Origin of the sequence: Nitratiruptor sp. YY08-26, from assembly GCF_016593215.1 — a bacterium.
GTDB lineage: Bacteria > Campylobacterota > Campylobacteria > Campylobacterales > Nitratiruptoraceae > Nitratiruptor > Nitratiruptor tergarcus.
On the sequence record NZ_AP023063.1, the window covers coordinates 43,942 to 61,103 of the forward strand.

Annotated in this window: 24 protein-coding genes; 14 read left to right on the forward strand and 10 right to left on the reverse strand. The window is 39.1% G+C overall.

All coding sequences use genetic code 11. The features are described 5' to 3' along the window. Positions 1-7: 7 nt before the first annotated feature. The 12 genes from JG738_RS00235 (at position 8) to JG738_RS00290 (ending at position 8,556) form a co-directional block, all read left to right on the forward strand. The gene (locus JG738_RS00235) at positions 8-967 is read left to right on the forward strand and encodes an SIS domain-containing protein (RefSeq protein ID WP_201337812.1); all 960 of its coding nucleotides are present in this window, start codon (positions 8-10) and stop codon (positions 965-967) included. Then, positions 964-1,740: a pseudouridine synthase gene (locus JG738_RS00240; RefSeq protein WP_201337813.1), complete on the forward strand. Its 777-nt coding sequence runs from the start codon at positions 964-966 to the stop codon at positions 1,738-1,740. The genes JG738_RS00235 and JG738_RS00240 overlap by 4 nt, the downstream gene beginning before the upstream one ends. Continuing rightward, positions 1,715-2,110 carry a secondary thiamine-phosphate synthase enzyme YjbQ gene (locus JG738_RS00245; RefSeq protein WP_201337814.1) on the forward strand — a complete coding sequence of 132 codons (396 nt, stop codon included), beginning with the start codon at positions 1,715-1,717 and terminating at the stop codon, positions 2,108-2,110. The genes JG738_RS00240 and JG738_RS00245 overlap by 26 nt, the downstream gene beginning before the upstream one ends. Beyond that, complete coding sequence (locus JG738_RS00250) at positions 2,103-3,281, forward strand: replication-associated recombination protein A (RefSeq protein WP_201337815.1); 1,179 nt, start codon at positions 2,103-2,105, stop codon at positions 3,279-3,281. Before JG738_RS00245 ends, JG738_RS00250 begins: the two co-directional genes overlap by 8 nt. A gap of 85 nt (positions 3,282-3,366) precedes the next feature. Continuing rightward, entirely contained in the window at positions 3,367-3,684 is a 318-nt protein-coding gene (locus JG738_RS00255; protein WP_201338688.1) for a metalloregulator ArsR/SmtB family transcription factor, read from the forward strand. After that, a complete protein-coding gene (locus tag JG738_RS00260; RefSeq protein ID WP_201337816.1) occupies positions 3,681-4,094 on the forward strand; it encodes an arsenate reductase ArsC in 414 nt (137 codons plus the stop codon). Before JG738_RS00255 ends, JG738_RS00260 begins: the two co-directional genes overlap by 4 nt. Next, positions 4,095-4,325 carry a thioredoxin family protein gene (locus JG738_RS00265; RefSeq protein WP_201337817.1) on the forward strand — a complete coding sequence of 77 codons (231 nt, stop codon included), beginning with the start codon at positions 4,095-4,097 and terminating at the stop codon, positions 4,323-4,325. It abuts the gene before it with no gap. Between the two features lies 1 nt (position 4,326). Then, the gene (locus JG738_RS00270) at positions 4,327-5,274 is read left to right on the forward strand and encodes a permease (protein WP_201337818.1); all 948 of its coding nucleotides are present in this window, start codon (positions 4,327-4,329) and stop codon (positions 5,272-5,274) included. Beyond that, positions 5,271-6,524, forward strand: a complete 1,254-nt coding sequence (locus tag JG738_RS00275; RefSeq protein WP_201337819.1) for an arsenic transporter — start codon at positions 5,271-5,273, stop codon at positions 6,522-6,524. The genes JG738_RS00270 and JG738_RS00275 overlap by 4 nt, the downstream gene beginning before the upstream one ends. A gap of 97 nt (positions 6,525-6,621) precedes the next feature. Next, the gene (locus JG738_RS00280; RefSeq protein ID WP_201337820.1) at positions 6,622-7,728 is read left to right on the forward strand and encodes an OmpP1/FadL family transporter; all 1,107 of its coding nucleotides are present in this window, start codon (positions 6,622-6,624) and stop codon (positions 7,726-7,728) included. Continuing rightward, the gene (locus JG738_RS00285) at positions 7,718-8,155 is read left to right on the forward strand and encodes a DUF4395 domain-containing protein (RefSeq protein WP_201337821.1); all 438 of its coding nucleotides are present in this window, start codon (positions 7,718-7,720) and stop codon (positions 8,153-8,155) included. Before JG738_RS00280 ends, JG738_RS00285 begins: the two co-directional genes overlap by 11 nt. Then, positions 8,143-8,556: an Rrf2 family transcriptional regulator gene (locus JG738_RS00290; RefSeq protein WP_201337822.1), complete on the forward strand. Its 414-nt coding sequence runs from the start codon at positions 8,143-8,145 to the stop codon at positions 8,554-8,556. The genes JG738_RS00285 and JG738_RS00290 overlap by 13 nt, the downstream gene beginning before the upstream one ends. Before the next feature lie 7 nt (positions 8,557-8,563). Here JG738_RS00290 and JG738_RS00295 read toward each other — a convergent pair whose 3' ends face one another. Both JG738_RS00295 and JG738_RS00300 read right to left on the reverse strand, forming a co-directional pair. Further along, the gene (locus JG738_RS00295; RefSeq protein ID WP_201337823.1) at positions 8,564-8,902 is read right to left on the reverse strand and encodes a P-II family nitrogen regulator; all 339 of its coding nucleotides are present in this window, start codon (positions 8,900-8,902) and stop codon (positions 8,564-8,566) included. Between the two features lie 34 nt (positions 8,903-8,936). Then, on the reverse strand, positions 8,937-10,220 hold the full coding sequence (locus JG738_RS00300; protein ID WP_201337824.1) for an ammonium transporter: 1,284 nt from the start codon (positions 10,218-10,220) through the stop codon (positions 8,937-8,939). Between the two features lie 90 nt (positions 10,221-10,310). Here JG738_RS00300 and JG738_RS00305 point away from each other — a divergent pair, with 90 nt between their 5' ends. Next, positions 10,311-11,021 (forward strand): sigma 54-interacting transcriptional regulator, encoded by a 711-nt coding sequence (locus JG738_RS00305; RefSeq protein ID WP_201337825.1) that lies wholly within the window; start codon positions 10,311-10,313, stop codon positions 11,019-11,021. On the opposite strand, the gene JG738_RS00310 is transcribed toward JG738_RS00305, so the two are convergent. The 5 genes from JG738_RS00310 to dtd are packed head-to-tail and all read right to left on the reverse strand — an operon-like array spanning position 11,011 to position 14,494. After that, a complete protein-coding gene (locus JG738_RS00310) occupies positions 11,011-11,673 on the reverse strand; it encodes a hypothetical protein (protein ID WP_201337826.1) in 663 nt (220 codons plus the stop codon). The genes JG738_RS00305 and JG738_RS00310 overlap by 11 nt on opposite strands. A 13-nt stretch (positions 11,674-11,686) precedes the next feature. Beyond that, positions 11,687-12,154, reverse strand: coding sequence for a methyltransferase domain-containing protein (locus JG738_RS00315; protein ID WP_201337827.1), 468 nt, complete (start codon positions 12,152-12,154; stop codon positions 11,687-11,689). After that, positions 12,155-12,820, reverse strand: coding sequence for a peptidoglycan editing factor PgeF (gene pgeF / locus JG738_RS00320; RefSeq protein ID WP_201337828.1), 666 nt, complete (start codon positions 12,818-12,820; stop codon positions 12,155-12,157). Then, on the reverse strand, positions 12,795-14,054 hold the full coding sequence (locus tag JG738_RS00325; RefSeq protein WP_201337829.1) for a hypothetical protein: 1,260 nt from the start codon (positions 14,052-14,054) through the stop codon (positions 12,795-12,797). Before JG738_RS00325 ends, pgeF begins: the two co-directional genes overlap by 26 nt. After that, a complete protein-coding gene (dtd, locus tag JG738_RS00330; protein ID WP_201337830.1) occupies positions 14,051-14,494 on the reverse strand; it encodes a D-aminoacyl-tRNA deacylase in 444 nt (147 codons plus the stop codon). The genes JG738_RS00325 and dtd overlap by 4 nt, the downstream gene beginning before the upstream one ends. 97 nt (positions 14,495-14,591) lie before the next feature. Between dtd and JG738_RS00335 the strand changes: the two genes are divergently transcribed. Then, positions 14,592-15,218 (forward strand): phosphoribosyltransferase, encoded by a 627-nt coding sequence (locus JG738_RS00335; protein WP_201337831.1) that lies wholly within the window; start codon positions 14,592-14,594, stop codon positions 15,216-15,218. On the opposite strand, the gene JG738_RS00340 is transcribed toward JG738_RS00335, so the two are convergent. Genes JG738_RS00340 through JG738_RS00350 form a run of 3 tightly spaced genes read right to left on the reverse strand, consistent with a single transcriptional unit; the run spans position 15,215 to position 17,114 of the window. Continuing rightward, a complete protein-coding gene (locus tag JG738_RS00340; protein WP_201337832.1) occupies positions 15,215-15,907 on the reverse strand; it encodes a YdcF family protein in 693 nt (230 codons plus the stop codon). The genes JG738_RS00335 and JG738_RS00340 overlap by 4 nt on opposite strands. After that, the gene (gene purM / locus JG738_RS00345) at positions 15,904-16,896 is read right to left on the reverse strand and encodes a phosphoribosylformylglycinamidine cyclo-ligase (RefSeq protein WP_201337833.1); all 993 of its coding nucleotides are present in this window, start codon (positions 16,894-16,896) and stop codon (positions 15,904-15,906) included. The genes JG738_RS00340 and purM overlap by 4 nt, the downstream gene beginning before the upstream one ends. Next, positions 16,893-17,114, reverse strand: coding sequence for a hypothetical protein (locus JG738_RS00350; RefSeq protein WP_084275015.1), 222 nt, complete (start codon positions 17,112-17,114; stop codon positions 16,893-16,895). Before JG738_RS00350 ends, purM begins: the two co-directional genes overlap by 4 nt. Between the last annotated feature and the right edge of the window lie 48 nt (positions 17,115-17,162).

Below are 17,162 nucleotides of genomic sequence, written 5' to 3' on the forward strand. Positions count from 1 at the left end.
AATAAGGATGGATTTTAGTCAAATAGCAAAAGAGGTGCTAGAGATTGAGTCACAAGCTTTGCAAGCTTCCAAAAAGCGCATCGGGAAAAATATCAATGAAGCAGTGGAGCTTATCTATAACCTTAAAGGCAAACTTATTGTTACAGGTGTAGGAAAAAGTGGATTAGTTGGAAGCAAAATGGCTGCTACATTTGCTTCCACAGGGACACCAAGCTTTTTTATCCACCCTACCGAAGCACTCCACGGGGATCTTGGTATGATAGGTAAAGAGGATGGCGTTTTAGCCATTAGCTATAGTGGTGAGAGTGAAGAGCTTATTAAGATCCTTCCCCATATCAAACGTTTTAATATTCCCCTCATTGGTATGAGCAGCGATCCTGAATCTACTTTAGGGCGTTATAGCGATGTATTTATATCGATTGCGGTAGAGCGTGAAGCCTGCCCTTTGCAGGCTGCTCCTACAGCTTCTACTACTTTAACAATGGCACTGGGGGATGCACTAGCAGTATGTTTGATGAAAAAGCGTGATTTTAAAGTAAGCGATTTTGCCTCTTTTCATCCGGGAGGCTCTCTTGGTAAAAGGCTTTTTGTCAAAGTAAAAGATCTCATGCGTACAGAAAACCTCCCTATTATTGATGAAGAGACAAAGCTTAAAGATGCAATTGTTACAATGAGCGAAGGTAAATTGGGAAATGTGTTGATTACAGACAAAAAGGGAAAACTTAAAGCTGTTTTGAGTGATGGAGATCTAAGAAGAGCACTCATGCAGGAGGGTTTTGATCTAGAAAAAGCTGCAATAGCATATGCAACGCTGCAACCAAAAACGATAGAGGATGAGAATATGCTTGCAAGTGAAGCACTCAAAGTTATAGAAAATTACAAGATCCAGATGCTTGTTATTGCTAAAAATAATCAGATCAAAGGTGTTTTACATATTCACGATCTCGTAGAGGCTGGAATAAAATGAGACTCAATAAATATATTTCACACAATACAACCTACTCCAGGCGTGAAGCCGACAGGCTTATTCAAGAGGGTTTTGTCAAAGTCAATCGCCAAATAGTTAAAGAGCCCTTTTATGATGTGCAAGAGGGCGATAAGGTCTTTGTAAAAGGCAAACTCATCAAGCCAAAGGTAGATTACACGGTAATTGTATACAATAAGCCAAAAGGAGAGCTTGTTACCAAGAAGGATGATAGAGGGAGAAAAACGATCTATGATTCTCTGCCTAAAAAGTTTTCTCATTTTATTCCTATTGGAAGACTTGATTTTGCAAGTGAAGGGCTACTGCTTCTTACCGATTCTCCAAGGATTGCTGGGGCTCTTATGGAGAGCGATATTCCAAGAGTATATAATGTTAAAATCAAGGGTGAAGTGACACCAAAAATGGAAGAGGCGATGCGAGAAGGTTTGGAGCTGGAAGATGCAACAGCCGGCGCTCATGAAAAAAGCAGTATCACTTCAATGCGGTTTGCGCCTTTTTTTGCATACAGGATTGATAAAAATGCACCAACTTTTAGTAAACTCAAAGTTGCTTTGATTGAAGGAAAAAATAGGGAAATTAGACGATTTTTTGCCCATTTTGGTAAAGATGTGGTAGACTTAAAGAGAATAGAATATGGTTGGATAAAACTCAATGCCTTGCCTATAGGAAAAACGAGATATTTAAGCAAAAAAGAGTATGAAAAACTTCGAGAATTTTTAAAGGAAGTAGATGAGAAGAATAGAGATAAGCACTAACCACAAGAGTGAAATGATAGAAATAACGGAAATTGTGAAAGAGGAAGTGATTAAAAGTGGTGTTACAAATGGTAGCTGCATTGTCTATTCTCCACATACTACTACGGGGATTTTACTTTTTGAAAATGTGGATCCAGGATTACAGCGAGATTTTTTGGCACATATGAGCCGTTTAGTGCCTAAAAGCGATCGCTATGCGCACGGAGAGAATGCAGATGCGCATCTTAAATCAGCCCTCACAGGCAACAGCGTCGCTATTCCTGTAGTGGATGCAAAGTTGATGTTAGGTAAATGGCAAGGAATCTATTTTTGTGAGTATGATGGGCCACGGGAAGTAAGAGAGTTTTTTGTCAAAGTGGTCAATGGATAGAGAGTTTCGCCCCCAAAGTCTTGAAGAGTTTATTGGACAGCGCCATTTAGTAGGCAAAGATGCCCCTTTTTATAAACTCATCCAAGCAAATGCCCTCCCCCACTCCTTCTTTTATGGTCCTCCTGGGACTGGTAAGACGACGCTTGCGCGTATTGTTGCATCTATGCTTGATAGAGATTTTTATGAGCTTAATGCAACGAGCCTCAAAATAGATGAGATACGCAAAATCATCGCTCGCTATAAAAACTCCCTTTTGCAGCCTCTCATTTTCATCGATGAGGTCCATAGACTTTCCCGTACCCAGCAAGAGGTATTGTTGCCAATAATGGAAAAAGAGGAGGCTTTAATAATAGGCGCAAGCACTGAAAATCCTTTTTTCTCACTCACTGCTGCGATTAGGTCGCGATCTTTTCTCTTTGAGTTTAAGCCTTTGAGTGATGAGGAGCTCAGCCAGCTTAGCCAAAAAGTTGCACAAAAACTCTCCCTCACACTTGATGAAGATGCAAGAGAGTATCTTATTCGCATAGCTCAAGGAGATGCAAGAAATATTATAAAGATACTGCAAGCTGCATCTATTATAAACAGATATATAACAAAAGAGATTCTTAGTAAACTTGTACCAGCAAGTTTTCATGAAGGTAGCAGTAGTGCTGAGACACACTATACTTTGGCTAGTGCTCTTATTAAGAGTATTCGCGGTAGTGACATAGATGCAGCGCTCTACTATCTTGCAAGACTTATTGCAGCTGCAGAGCCGCCAGAGTTTATTGCAAGGCGTCTTGTGATTTTGGCAAGTGAGGATATAGGTAATGCAAATCCAAACGCTTTAAATCTTGCAGTCTCTACACTCACAGCAGTAAAAAATATCGGCTATCCTGAAGCAAGGATAATTTTAAGCCAGTGTGTTATATATCTAGCAAGCTCCCCAAAATCTAATGCTGCTTACAAAGCAATCAATAAAGCACTTGAAGTCGCACAAAATGATAACTTCCCTATTCCAGCACATCTCAAACCTCCAAAATTTCAAGGCTACAAGTATCCCCACGACTATGGTGGCTATGTAGAGCAAGAGTATATGAGTAAGAAGATGCAATTTTATCAAAGTAGTGGAATAGGATTTGAAAAGAAGTTGCAAGAATGGTTAGAGAAAATTAAAGGAAAAAAGCAATAGTTTATCTATTAATATATCAATATATCTTGATATAAACAATTCTATTGGCTATAATCTCTTTGCAAAAGGATAAGAAATGGAAGCTATGGAGGATTTTTTACGCACAGTTGGTGCTTTGTATGATGAGACGAGAGTAAAGCTTCTCAAATTCATTGATATGCATGGGCCTTTGTGTGTATGCGATCTTGAAGCCTCTTTTGGAATGTTGCAATCTCGCCTCTCACGCCACTTGAAGATCCTCAAAGATGCTGGGTTTTTGCACAGCCAAAGGAAGGGACGCTGGAGCTACTATGCAGTGCGCAGTCCACTTGATCGCTTTAGGAGTGAGGCTCTTGAAGAGATAAGAATATTGCCGTTAGAGCTGCCAAAATTGGAAAAACTCTCAGGAGAATGTAAATTATGAAAAGGGTGTTAATTCTTTGTACAGGTAATAGCTGCAGATCTATTATCGCAGAAGGACTTGTCAATAAGTATCTTAAACCTCAAGGAATAGAGGCTTTGAGCGCTGGCAGCAATCCTAGTGGCCGTATCAATCCCAATGCAAAAAAGGTTTTGCAAGAAGAGGAAGCTTGGGATGAGAGGTATCACTCAAAGAGTATTGAAGAGGTGATGGAGCAAGGACCATATGAACTGGTAGTGACTGTGTGTGATAATGCAAAAGAGAGTTGTCCCGTGTTTCCTGGAGAGACAAAAACGATTCATGAAGGATTTGAAGATCCTGATGGAAAACCCTATGAAGCTTTTGTAACTACAAAAGAGGAGATAAAAAGAAGACTTCTTCCAAGAATAGAAAAAGAGTTACAAGGAGCGTAAATGAAAATAGAGATTTTAGGAACAGGGTGTGCGAAGTGCAGGGCACTTGAAGAGAATGTAAAAAAAGCGGTTGCGCAAAGTGGCAAATTTGCTCAGGTAGAAAAGGTTGAGGATATATCAAAGATTATGGAATATGGTGTGATGAGTACACCAGGGCTTGTTATTGATGGGAAGGTAGTAAGTGTAGGAAAAGTGCTCAGTGTAGATGAGATAGCAAAGCTGATAGGCTAATATGTGGCGCGAAGTTGTAGATCATTTTGTCTATAAAACCCTTGGATTGAGTGGCAAGATTGCTGATGCTCTCGATTTTTTTATCTATGATACCGTTAAAATCTTTACACTTTTAGTAGTTATTATTTTTGTTGTAACGCTGCTGCGCAGCTTTTTTCCAACTGAAAAGGTGCGAGAATATCTCAGTCGCAAACATCCCCTCTTTGGCCATATAGCTGCAGCTTTTTTTGGTATTATCACACCATTTTGTAGCTGTAGTGCTATTCCTCTTTTTTTAGGATTTTTGCAAGCACGCATACCCCTTGGAGTCACATTTAGCTATCTTATTTCAGCTCCTATGAATAATGAGATAGCTATTGCCATGCTGCTTACGCTTTTTGGCTGGAAGGTAACGGCGCTCTATATTGGATTTGGCCTCTTAGTAGCGATAGTTGCAGGGATTGTTATTGGAAAAATGGATCTTGAAGATGAGGTACTCATAAAGGTGCAGCCTCTTGAAAAAGAGGTGCCAACCTGTGCTATTGAGCTTACAATGCGCGATCGCGTGCGTGATGCATGGGAGTATACAAAAGATATTATCAAAAAAGTGTGGCTCTATGTGATTGGAGGGATTGCAGTTGGTGCATTTATTCATGGATATGTTCCTACTGATTTCATAGTAAAAGTAGCAGGAAGTGATGCTTGGTATGCAGTGCCTTTAGCCACGCTTCTAGGCGTGCCTATGTACTCAAATGCAGCAGGCGTTATGCCACTCATTGAGGTTTTGACAGATAAGGGAATGCCTATGGGAACGGCCCTAGCTTTTATGATGGCAATTACAGCTTTGAGCCTGCCTGAGGCGATGATTTTAAAGAGGATTCTCTCTTGGAAGCTCATTATCATATTTTTTTCAACAGTAGCGGTTGGTATTATGGCTATAGGGTATCTCTTTAATTGGATCTTGGGATGATAATTGCTTTGACTATTTTTCTCGTTACGCTAGTTTTGGTTATATGGCAGCCTAAAGGCTTGCAAATTGGAACAAGTGCTGTTTTAGGAGCAGTTGCTGCTTTGCTCTTTGGCGTAGTTTCATTGCAAGATGTCTTGGAAGTGACTTCCATAGTTTGGGATGCAACGCTGGCATTTATTGGAATTATACTTCTATCAATGGTACTTGATGAGATAGGTTTTTTTGAGTGGGCAGCAGTGAAGATGACAAAGTTAAGTTATGGCAGTGGAACTTTGATGTTTATCAATACGCTTTTACTTGGAGCACTTGTTGCTGCATTTTTTGCCAATGATGGAGCTGCTCTTATCTTAACACCTATTTTACTAGCAAAAATGCGCTATTTACAGATGGATAACAGAGCAATATTTGCATTTTTAATGGCAGGTGGCTTTATTGGCGATAGCGCGTCCAATCCTTTGGTAATCTCTAATCTAACAAATATTGTTACGGCTGACTATTTTCATATAGGGTTTGTAGAGTATATGCAAAAGATGTTTTTGCCAAATCTTTTAGCAATTATTGCATCTATTGCAGTTCTTTGGCTCTTTTTTAGAAAAGCTATTCCAAAGAGGGTTGATATCTCAATTTTGCCTGAAGCGCAAAGTGTTATAAAACATAAAAAGATGTTTCAGATTAGCTGGATCTTTTTGGCACTGCTACTAGCAGGATACTTTATAGGTGATATATATCATATTCCTATCTCCTTTTTTGCCTTAGGAGGTGCACTGCTCTTTTTGATGATTGCTGCAAAATACAGAGCTACAAAACCGTTGATGACAATAAAGGCTGCTCCTTGGCAGGTGGTCTGGTTTTCTATTGGGTTATATGTGGTGGTTTTTGGTTTGAAAAATGCAGGGCTAACGGACGAGATTGCAGAGTGGATTATTGCGCTGAAGCAGCATGGAAGAGAAGTTGCAACCATTGGGACAGGATTTTTGTCTGCATTTTTAAGTGCAGTGATGAATAATATGCCCACTATCATGGTTATGGATCTTGCAATAGATAAAACAGGTGATACATTTTTGGCTTATGCAAACATTTTGGGAGCAAATCTAGGGCCAAAAATGACACCTATTGGCTCTCTTGCTACACTCCTTTGGCTTCATGTATTAGCAAAAAAAGGAGTAAAAATTGGTTGGGGAGAGTATATGAAAGTAGGATTGATTATTACTCCTCCAGTCCTTTTTATTGCACTACTTGGGCTTTTGTAAGCCCTTCTTCGTTATTCGGCTACAATCTTGACAAAATATATAGACTTTATTGACATTGGTGCGGCTTTTGTGTAAACTTCTTCAAAAAAGGTCTACTATGAAAAAGCTTCTCCTTCTTGCCCCTTTGGCTCTGTTTGCTACAGTTGGAGATAATTTAGTAGGTGCAGGAGCAAAATCGCGAGGTATTGCAGGTGCAGGAATCGCTGCATATCAAGGTGGTGAGTCGATTTTTATCAATCCATCCCTCCTCTCTTTTACAAAAAAGAGCAGTTTTGAAATAGGTACGACTTTTTTTATACCACAAGTACATGCAAATGTGTATAAGAGCAAAGCCGATTTTGAACTGATACCCTATGTGGGATATACCAAAAGTTTGGATCAAGAGAGTGCTTTTGGTGTAGGAGTGTTTGGTGTTAGTGGTATGGGTGTGGATTATCCTGTTCCTTCACTTGCAAATATGAAGACAAAATTTGCCTATGCAAAACTGATTGGAGCATACGCGAAAAGATGGGGAAGATTTGGCATAGGAGTTGGAGTAAATTTCTCATATGGTGCTCTCCGTATGGCTGCACGTATGCCAAGCCAGCTTGGTGATAGAATGAGTAGAGATATTGGAATAGGAGCAAATGTAGGGATCTATTATGATTGGGAGAGTGTGACCTTTGCAGCAACAGCCACCTCCTCTGTTCCTACGAAGTATAAACGTGTATTTGATTTCGATCGTGATGGTGCACAAGAGGATTTTCATCTTACTCAACCCGCAGAGGCGGGTATAGGTATCGCTTATCATAGCAATGGATGGCGGTTTATGGGGGATTTCAAAAGAGTTTTTTGGTCCCACGCGAGAGGATATGAGGATTTTAATTGGAAAAGTCAAAATATCTATACTTTTGGAATTCAAAAGAGTTTTGGAAAATCAATAGTACGAGCAGGATATAGCTATGCTACGAAGGTTATGAATGGATTTACAAGTACAAATATTGAAGGTGTGCCTTTTCAGGCTCAAGATATAGCATTTTTTAATCTTGTTGGTTTTCCAGCAATTACCAAAAGACATGTAAGCATTGGGATGACAATGGATCTTCAGCCCTATAAACTCCATTTGGCATATCTCTATGCTCCAAAAGAGCATATTGCAAGCGGTCCCATAGAAGCCTTTAATCGTCAAAGTTCAATCAGTATAGGGATAGAGTATGGCTTCTAGTTGCCCTATCTCATCTGAAAGAGTTGATGCAAATGCTATACGGCTAAGTGCACTCTTTATGTTTCTTTTGCTTCTATGGGGATATGTTTCAGTGCTAGCTCTCTTAGTCATCATAATGGAGCTCGCAATTCGTGTATTTATGGGATCATTGTATGCTCCTCTTTTTGTTGTAGCCAAAAAAATTTTAAAATTTTTCAAAATAGATGAGGTAAAGGAGGATGCAGCTGCGAAAAAATTTGCTGCTAGGGTAGGTTTGATTCTTATGATTTTTTTACTTTTAGCAAAACTCATGGGATGGGAACTGGTAGGGGAAATACTCTATGGCATTATGGCAGTCTGCATCGCTTTAGAAGCTTTTTTTCATTACTGTGTAGGATGTACACTTTATAATTACTATATACGAGGAGTACAATTATGCCGAAAATAACTACAAAGAGTGTCTATGCTTTGGCAGCTGTTTACTTTCTCTACTCCCATATGCATAAGCTTCCGATGAAAATTGAGAGTATTGCAGAGGGGGCACATATTCCAAAAAATTTTTTAGAGCAGCTGCTTTTACTCCTAAAAAAAAGCGGTATACTCAAAAGTATTCGCGGTGCGCGAGGAGGATACACTTTTGCCAAAGATGTACAGGAGATTCTTTTTTTAGATATTGTCAAGGCTGTGGAGAGTGAATGCTGCAATGATGTGTGCAAGACGCACAATCCAGTATTGAATCTTTTTTGGAAAGATTTAGGAGCATGTATACAAGATTTTTTACAAAGACCAATTAGTGATTTAGATACCTATATTAAAAAAACGCAAGAGGCTTCTATGTTTATAATTTAAAAGAGGCTTAAAGAGCCTCTTCGTCTGTTTCTCCCGTTCTGATACGAATAACTTTTTCTATATTACTTATAAATATTTTTCCATCACCGATTTTACCTGTACGAGCAGCTTCACTTATTTTTTGTGTAACCATTGCTACATCATCATCTTTGACAACAACTTCTATTTTTACTTTTGGTAAAAAGTCCACTACATACTCTGCTCCTCTATAGAGCTCACTGTGACCTTGTTGGCGTCCATAACCTTTAACTTCACTCACTGTCATTCCAGTAATTCCTGCTTCACTCAGTGCCTCTTTGACATCTTCAAGCTTAAATGGTTTGATAATTGCTTCTATTTTTTTCATATAAATCCCCTTTTGGTATTTTGGAAAGTTCAACCTACTTGAGGTTGAATCCTTTCTCTCCATGGACTGCTTCATCAAGACCTATGATTTCTATCTCTTCATCAACTCTTCCACCCCCAGTAAGGAGTGATGCGATAAAATATACAATTGCTGTGACAATACCAGTGAAGATCATTGTAACTGCTACAGATTCAAGCTGTACGAGCATTTGGGCAATTCTATCTCCGTGATCTTTAAGAGGGCTTCCATCCCATGCAAGATCTTGGAGTGCAAACATTCCAGTTGCCAAAGCACCCCATAGACCAGCGAGGAAGTGGACACCAAAAGCATCAAGGCTATCATCATATTTAAACACCTTTTTAAGCCATGCTACTCCCCAAAATCCCACGACACTACCACCAATGCCTATTATGAGCGCACCCAAAACATCTACAAAACCAGCTGCAGGCGTAATAGCTACAAGACCAGCTACTGCCCCTGTTGCTCCACCAAGAAGTGTTGGCTTTTTGTATACGAACCACTCTATGAAGATCCATGTTAAAGCACCAATAGCTGCAGCAAAGTTTGTCATAAGAAGTGCGCTACCAGCTACTCCATCTGCTGCAAATTCACTTCCTGCATTAAATCCGAACCATCCAAACCAAAGAAGTGCAGCACCAAGAGCTGTAAGGATAACAGATGATGGATGCATAGCCTCTTTTGGATACCCTTTTCTCTTACCAAGTATGAGAGCAAGTACCAATCCTGCAAGACCACCATTCATGTGCACCACTGTACCACCGGCAAAATCGAGGGCACCATCATTGTATAAAAATCCTCCACCCCACACCATGTGTGTAATAGGTACATAGACAAAGGTTACCCAAAGTACAGTAAAGAGTGTCCAAGTAGAGAATTTTATTCTCTCAATAGCTGAACCACTAGCAATTGCCACTGTGATTGCAGCAAATGTTCCTTGGAATGCTATAAAGACAAATTCAGGATAGGTTCCACTAAGACTATCACTCGAGACACCTTTTAAAAAGAGTTTGCCAAGATCACCGATGATCGCACCATCACCACTGAATGCGAGTGAATAGCCCCACAAAACCCATACAATAGAGCCTATAACATAGGCGATAAATACCATCATATAAGTGTTGAGCACATTCTTTGCTCGTGTCATACCACCATAAAAAAGTGCCAGCCCTGCTGGTGTCATAAGCATAACAAATGCAGTTGCTACAATCATCCATGCCGTATCGCCACTATTGAGTTTGTCTTCCGCCATTGCTAAGGTTGGCAGGAGAGCCATAAGAGGCGCTATCCATTTTTTCATAGAAACTCCTTGGAAATTTTTATCAAGGAAATTGTATCTTTAGTAGTACAAAAATATTGTATAATTTTTATACAATTACAAGGAGATAGCATGCGAACCTTTGTAGCCAAGTCGCCACAAACTATAAAAGCTTTTAATATCTTGCAAGCTGCAGCAAATCTTCCTGTAAATATTGCTATTATAGGTGAAAGAGGTACAGGAAAGGAGACGCTTGTTAATGAGGTTTTTCCTCATATACCCAGATATAGTGTAGCTTCACTTCCTCAAAAAATCGAATCCAAAGAGATCTTTATACGCGACTTTGAAAATATTGAAAACCTCCATTTTTTTATGCGTAGTATCCAAGGTGTGCGTTTAATTGTAGCTGTGACAAAGTTTCAAGAAGAGCTTGATGAATTTTTTCCTATTCAAGTAACTATTCCACCCTTGCGAGAGCGCCCAGAAGATCTTGAAGAGCTCAAACACATCTATATACAAAAGGTCAAAGAGGAGTTTGAGTTAGAGGAGTTTCCACAAGATTTTATACCAGATTTACAAAGTAATGCAATATCACTAAAAAAATCTATCTATGAGAAAGCTCTTCTCTCTTCTATGGATGAGGAGGAGATTATGCAACTATTAGAGCAGTATTTGGAAAATAGAGTAGAAGAAGGGTATAAAGAGCTTCTATATCTTTTTGAAGTACCATTACTTCGAGCAGCAAAGAAAAAATGTAAAAGCGTTCTTGCTATGTCGAAGGCTTTGGAACTCAATCGTGCTACACTCACAAGTAAATTGAAGAGATATGCATCTAAGATATAAAGGGGAGTTCAATGTGCAGTTGATTATTGTCTACAGTGATAATAAACTGCTCATCTTCTATTTTATCAAGTCTTTTTATCTCTTCACTCTCGATGATAACCTCCACTACTCTATAGCGTTTTTCATCTATTTTCAAACTTCTCCCCATAGCAATATGTACTTTTATAAAAAGCTTTTGTGCATTTTTTAAAGATCTGAAGATTTTATTGAGAAGCTTGAGAAAGTGGTTTATATCGAGTTTGAATTCAGGTATGGAGATATCATACTCTGCTGTAATTTTTGTTTGGTCAAAATGGGTATTGATTGCAATATCAAGAAGAGTAAAGATATTGGCAGGTTGGAGATCTTTGCTGCTCTTTTGTACCTTTGCTCCACAGGTATTTTTATGCAGCATGAGCCCGATATGCTCACTATCAAGATAGCCCACAGTTATAGCACAATAGGTAGCGTGTCCAATATCTAACTGCAAAAAGGTATGCTTAAAACCAAAGCTCATAGATGCATGGCTTACAGCAAGATTGTAAAGATCTTCTTTAGGTGCGATAGAGAGGAGATACTCTCCCTCTTTATTATATTCAATAATTTCGCCTGTTTCACTAAAGAGTATAAATGGATTAATGCAATTTTCTATAAGCTCTCTATAAAAATTCATGAAAAAATTATAACTAAACTTTTGCCCATCCATGCATCTTTTTGGCACTGAGTACCAAGCCTTTACTGTAAGAGATTGGATTGATTGCTACATAGTTTAAATCTTCTAAAAGTTTTGTGAACTCTTCTATTTTTGCTTCATCTAAAAAAAGCAGTAGATCTGCTGCATTTTTCATCATGCGGTAAATTTTGCGCAAAAATTGTTCAGGATTGTGGAGCCTTGTAATATTGTAATTTACAAAAATTGTATCAAACTGCATAGATCGTAAGTTATAGCGCTCCTTATCCTCATTAATGCGGCGCACTTTTGCTGGTAGCTCTTTAATCTCCTCATAAATTGCATCTTCTAAAGCAGCAATTTCAAGATAGTGCCCCTGCTCTTGGCAAAAATCGCATAGACTCTTTGCGCTTTCAAAAGCATCGCTAAATTGATAGACTCTTACCCCCGGTAGTTTTGGAATAATGACAAAAAGCTCTTCCATCTACTCCTCCATCCATATAATTGAAGCAAATCTGCCAGTACGCCTCTCCCTACGATAGGAGTAGTAGCGATGATCGCAGCAGGTACAAATGTTTAAATCTTCAATAGATGATACCCCTTTTTTATGGAGCTGCTCATAAATCATAGCTTTAATATCAAGAAATCTGTCTTTTTTAATAAAACGAGAAGGTGTCTTTTGCAATATCTCCTCCCCTACTTCATAGCAGCAGCTATGAATTCCAGGACTTATAATGGCTCTTATCTCTTGTGCACCAAGCTGATACATTATTTCGATTGCATTTATTACTATCCCCTGCTGGGCTCCGGCACGTCCAGCGTGAACTGCTCCTATAATGAAATTAATCGGATCATAGAGGAGCACACCAAAGCAGTCTGCACTCATAATGGCTAAAGCAAGATTTGATTTTGTAGTGATAAAACCATCACACTGGGGGGGATTGTTATACTTATCAAGAATAATGACTTTATTGCTGTGGATTTGGTCTGCAAACTGAGCTTTTTTAATACCGGCTTTTTGAAACAAAATTTTACGGTTTTGTATTACATCTTCTGGGTCATCTCCAGTATGCAAAGCGATATTGAGCTCACTATAGGGAGGCTTACTTACACCTCCAAAGCGATCACTTATGAAGTACTTTATCAGCATACAAAAAGACCTTTGCTTGTGGGAGATAGCGATTTTCAAAATTATAATATATTGGTTTTAGCGCAAATGCTGTCCATCCGTCTTTGGCTTGAAGAGAAATTTGTTCTTTTACATCTATAAGACCAGAAACTTTGATGCGCAGATAGAGAGGCTTTGTGAGAGAGGGAGCTACAATAACAAACCCATTTTGAAAAAGGCGCCAGTATATGCCATCTCTTTGCTGCATTTTTTCCAAAGGTTTACCAAGATCTATAAAGTAGAGAGGATCCTTTTCCAACTCATGATTAAAGGGAACCTCAGTATAGCTATAAAATCCTCCAAGTTTTGCAAGAGCGTAGTTGTAGTAGATAATATCGCGAGGTTTTTTAGCTACAAGTAGATCCCCTTTTGCTTCAAAAATCGGAGCTGCATAGTTTAAATAGATCATCTGTTTAAAATGGTACTTTTTCTTCAGTTGAGAAAATGTCTTAAAATAATCAAAAACCTCATCCAAAGGGACAAATATGGTGGTAGGAATAAGACTCAAAGTGTCCTCAATATTTGCCATGGCTGATGTATTGTCAACTTGCGTCATATAGCTTTCACACATATCATAATCTACTGATTCTAAGAGATTTTCATTACGGTAAGCTTGGTTGGTGATGATAAGCAAGCCAGCATTACGGAGTTTTTGAAAAAATCTTTGCAAGCACTTTGCATAAGATCCATGCGGATGTTTTTTCTTGAATCGCTCTTGATACTTAGCAAACGCCTTCTCATGTAAAAACTCCTCATTTGCCCAGTCAAAAAAGTACCCTACTATGCCTAGTTTGTGCTTTTGTGCAAGAAGATAAGAAAAACGCTTTTGCACCAGATCTTCATTGCACATGTCGTAAAAGTATGCTCCCTCTTTGTTTGGTTTATTGTAAAGAAGGGTTTGAGGATGCTTTTTTACCCAAGTGATAAGAGGATTTATCTCATCTTTGTAAAATCCTGCACTCCATTCATATGCAACAATTTTATTAAAGTCATGCAAGTCCTTTCCTAAAAGATCGGCAATTCCTCCCAGCTCTACAATCTCAAAGGGCTCTACAAAAGCAAGATCCCTATCCCATATACGTGCAGTAGCATAGAGAGGAGTAGCAGAGGGTAGAGATGAAGATTGTAGCTGCTTTGGCCTATAGCTTACTGGAGTTGCAGGCTCGAAATCTGCGCCAAACAGTATCCATGCTATGAGAAGTATGAAATATTTCATAATTTTTTAGAATCAGCAATAATTGTAACAGGTCCATCATTGATGATACCAACCTCCATCATAGCACCAAACTCTCCCTTTTGTACAGGCACCTTCTTCGCAAGCTCTTTACAAAACAGCTCATAAAGCTTCTTGGCTCTTTTAGGCTCCATTGCCGCACTAAAATCGGGACGATTGCCTCGTTTGATATTGCCAGCGAGTGTAAATTGGCTCACTACTAATATTTCACCCTCAACTTGCAAAATATTTTTGTCAAATCGCATATTCTCATCAGGGAAAATACGAAGATTACATATCTTCTTTACAAGCTTTTGGATATCTTCTGGAGTGTCATCTTGCATTACTCCAAGCAAAATATTGTATCCTTTCCCGATGCGAGCAATCTCTTTGTCCTCAATTTTAACCCATGAAACTGTTACTCGCTGAATGAGTGCAATCATTATATCCCCTTTGCTATAATGGTAAAGAAGTAATTTAAAATTATGGTAAAATATATTAAATAATAATTAAAATAATATATTATTCAGGAGATTGCAGATGGTGTTTAGTGATCGATTTGAAGCAGGAGAACTACTAGCAAAAGAGTTGCAAGAGTATAGAGAAGATCCTAATACAGTAGTTATAGCCTTGCCAAGAGGAGGTGTGCCAGTTGCATATGTGATTGCAAAGCAGTTGGATCTGCCTCTTGATATCTTTTTTGTTAAAAAGATCCCCTCTCCTTACAATCCTGAAGCAGCTATTGGGGCTATTAGCGAAAATGGAGAGGAGTTTGTCAATGAAAGAGCAGTCATTATGCTCAATGTGGCACGTCACTATATAGATGAGCAAGAGGCACAGATCTTAGAGAAAATTCGCCAAAAAAGAGCGCTCTACAATAAGCCGCGTATCGATATCAAAGGCAAAAGGGTTATTTTGGTTGATGATGGGGTTGCTACGGGTGCTAGTATGTACTTAGCAGCCAAAGCGCTCAAAAACGAAGGGGCAAAGGAGGTTGTCATAGCCGTCCCTGTTGCGCCACCAGATAGCATAGCTTTGCTCAAAGAGGCTGCTGATAAGGTTATAGTGCTCGATGCTCCGGCAGATTTTATGGCAGTAGGGCAGTTTTATAGAGATTTTCATCAGCTCAGTGATGATGAAGTGATGGAACTACTGAGCGAATTCTAAATGCCTCGCGCTATAAGGCTTAATAGCCCGACATATTCATGGAATGCTGCATAGGATGCATCAAAATAGTCCATTTTTGGAAAAAGTGCTGAGAGTTCAAGTGCGGGTTTTGTTCTAAAATCTGTTTTTACAGGTGTTATTCTAAAACCAAAATGGGTAAAGAGACGGTAAGCTCTTGGCATGTGGACTGCAGAGGTAACAAGATAGATCTCTTTTTTTGGAAGAATCTTTGCGCAAAAAGCAGCGTTTTGATAGGTATCAAGGCTTCTATCTTCATAAAGAACAGGAAGGGTAAGATCTAAACTTTTTTGTAAAAAGGCTATCTCTTTTTTTGCATATTTTGCTTCATATCCAGTATAGACTAAAGTAGCGTTATGCTCCTTTGCAATAGCCAATCCCATTATAAGGCGCTCTGTGGCATGGGCATTGAGGGGGAGCGCTCCTTTGTCATATCCTCCTCCAAGGACTACTACATAGTGTGGATTAACTGCTTTCTTTGGCAGGTGCATATTTTCTAAAGGCTCCAAAAGTAGATGTGCACCAATTTGTGTTGAGAGAAACCAAAAGAGTAGTGCCAAAAGAAACATCACTCTTTTGAGATAGCCAAAAGAGGCTAAAAGAAGAGCCCAAATAAAGAGGGCTGGCGGCATGAGGGTATATGTAAAAAGTTTAGAAAGAGCGTAGATCAAACGAGTTTTACTCCCTTTTGCCCTTTTTGCAGCTCTCCAATAATATAACCGTCACTTTGTGCCAAGACATTTTCTACATTTTTAGGAGCAACCACCAAAATCATTCCTACACCCATATTAAAGGTTTTATACATCTCGCTCTCTTCTACATACTGCGCAATAAAATCAAAAATGGGCAGTGTCTTGATCTTTTCTTTTTCTACTACTGCTTGGAGATCTTGTGGTAAAACGCGAGGGAGGTTTTCTACTATACCGCCACCTGTGATATGTGCAAGAGCTTTGATAGAGTTTTTGAGTTTTTTATATGTTTTGACATAGATGCGAGTAGGGCGAAGGAGCACATTTTTAAGCTTTTCACCTTCAAACTCATCTTCTAAACTCATTCCAAGCTTTTCAAAAAAGAGTTTGCGCACGAGACTATAGCCGTTGGAATGGATTCCAGAAGAGGGGAGGGCGATGAGCGCATCTCCAGCATGAAGAGGAGGCCTATTTTCAAGCTCTTTACGCTCTGCAATCCCTACGGCAAAGCCAGCAAGATCAAAATCACCCTCGCGATACATTCCAGGCATCTCTGCAGTCTCACCACCGATGAGTGCACACTCACTCTCTTTGCACCCTTGTGCAATCCCTTTTATCACCTCTTTTGCTTCTTCTACCTCAAGTTTTGCGGTAGCGTAGTAGTCAAGAAAAAAGAGAGGCTCTGCAAAACTACATATGAGATCATTGACGCACATAGCTACTAAATCAATGCCTACAGTATCAAACTTTTTTGCCTCAATTGCAAGCTTGAGTTTCGTACCTACGCCATCAGTTGCTCCAAAGAGCACAGGCTCACTATATCCTTTTGGAAGAGCGAAGCCCCCAGCAAAACCTCCGATATTGCCAAGAACATTTTCATTAAATGTCTCTTTGACAAACGGCTTTATCTCTTCAACCAGCTTTGCTCCAGCATCTATATCGACTCCACTCTCTTTATAGCTGATACTCATTTTTCATCCCAGTTACACTTGCCAAAGATCTTATTGAAAAACCAAAGACTTGGACAAAAATTTGTAAAAGCAAAAATGAGTAGCATAATAATGATAAATGTCTGCAGCACAACCGCAATTTGAAACATAGTTTGGTCACTTCGTCCCATTGCAAAAAGATACATTGTAAATCCAAGCATTATAGCCATTAAAATTCTTTGCGCTTTGTCACCACACATCACACCCTCCTCATTTTTTTGTTTAATTATAGCATTTATGGTTAAATT

Bases quoted from the DNA above. Each gene is read 5' to 3' on its own strand.
- JG738_RS00280 (WP_201337820.1), top strand. From the start codon at position 6,622: ATGAAAAAGCTTCTCCTTCTTGCCCCTTTGGCTCTGTTTGCTACAGTT.
- JG738_RS00265 (WP_201337817.1), top strand. From the start codon at position 4,095: ATGAAAATAGAGATTTTAGGAACAGGGTGTGCGAAGTGCAGGGCACTT.
- JG738_RS00290 (WP_201337822.1), top strand. From the start codon at position 8,143: ATGCCGAAAATAACTACAAAGAGTGTCTATGCTTTGGCAGCTGTTTAC.
- JG738_RS00235 (WP_201337812.1), top strand. From the start codon at position 8: ATGGATTTTAGTCAAATAGCAAAAGAGGTGCTAGAGATTGAGTCACAA.
- JG738_RS00305 (WP_201337825.1), top strand. From the start codon at position 10,311: ATGCGAACCTTTGTAGCCAAGTCGCCACAAACTATAAAAGCTTTTAAT.
- JG738_RS00295 (WP_201337823.1), bottom strand. From the start codon at position 8,902: ATGAAAAAAATAGAAGCAATTATCAAACCATTTAAGCTTGAAGATGTC.
- JG738_RS00285 (WP_201337821.1), top strand. From the start codon at position 7,718: ATGGCTTCTAGTTGCCCTATCTCATCTGAAAGAGTTGATGCAAATGCT.
- purM (WP_201337833.1), bottom strand. From the start codon at position 16,896: ATGAGTATCAGCTATAAAGAGAGTGGAGTCGATATAGATGCTGGAGCA.
- JG738_RS00250 (WP_201337815.1), top strand. From the start codon at position 2,103: ATGGATAGAGAGTTTCGCCCCCAAAGTCTTGAAGAGTTTATTGGACAG.
- JG738_RS00300 (WP_201337824.1), bottom strand. From the start codon at position 10,220: ATGAAAAAATGGATAGCGCCTCTTATGGCTCTCCTGCCAACCTTAGCA.
- JG738_RS00260 (WP_201337816.1), top strand. From the start codon at position 3,681: ATGAAAAGGGTGTTAATTCTTTGTACAGGTAATAGCTGCAGATCTATT.
- JG738_RS00240 (WP_201337813.1), top strand. From the start codon at position 964: ATGAGACTCAATAAATATATTTCACACAATACAACCTACTCCAGGCGT.
- JG738_RS00315 (WP_201337827.1), bottom strand. From the start codon at position 12,154: ATGGAAGAGCTTTTTGTCATTATTCCAAAACTACCGGGGGTAAGAGTC.
- dtd (WP_201337830.1), bottom strand. From the start codon at position 14,494: ATGATTGCACTCATTCAGCGAGTAACAGTTTCATGGGTTAAAATTGAG.
- JG738_RS00270 (WP_201337818.1), top strand. From the start codon at position 4,327: ATGTGGCGCGAAGTTGTAGATCATTTTGTCTATAAAACCCTTGGATTG.
- JG738_RS00255 (WP_201338688.1), top strand. From the start codon at position 3,367: ATGGAGGATTTTTTACGCACAGTTGGTGCTTTGTATGATGAGACGAGA.
- JG738_RS00275 (WP_201337819.1), top strand. From the start codon at position 5,271: ATGATAATTGCTTTGACTATTTTTCTCGTTACGCTAGTTTTGGTTATA.
- JG738_RS00310 (WP_201337826.1), bottom strand. From the start codon at position 11,673: ATGAATTTTTATAGAGAGCTTATAGAAAATTGCATTAATCCATTTATA.
- JG738_RS00335 (WP_201337831.1), top strand. From the start codon at position 14,592: ATGGTGTTTAGTGATCGATTTGAAGCAGGAGAACTACTAGCAAAAGAG.
- pgeF (WP_201337828.1), bottom strand. From the start codon at position 12,820: ATGCTGATAAAGTACTTCATAAGTGATCGCTTTGGAGGTGTAAGTAAG.
- JG738_RS00245 (WP_201337814.1), top strand. From the start codon at position 1,715: ATGAGAAGAATAGAGATAAGCACTAACCACAAGAGTGAAATGATAGAA.
- JG738_RS00325 (WP_201337829.1), bottom strand. From the start codon at position 14,054: ATGAAATATTTCATACTTCTCATAGCATGGATACTGTTTGGCGCAGAT.
- JG738_RS00350 (WP_084275015.1), bottom strand. From the start codon at position 17,114: ATGTGTGGTGACAAAGCGCAAAGAATTTTAATGGCTATAATGCTTGGA.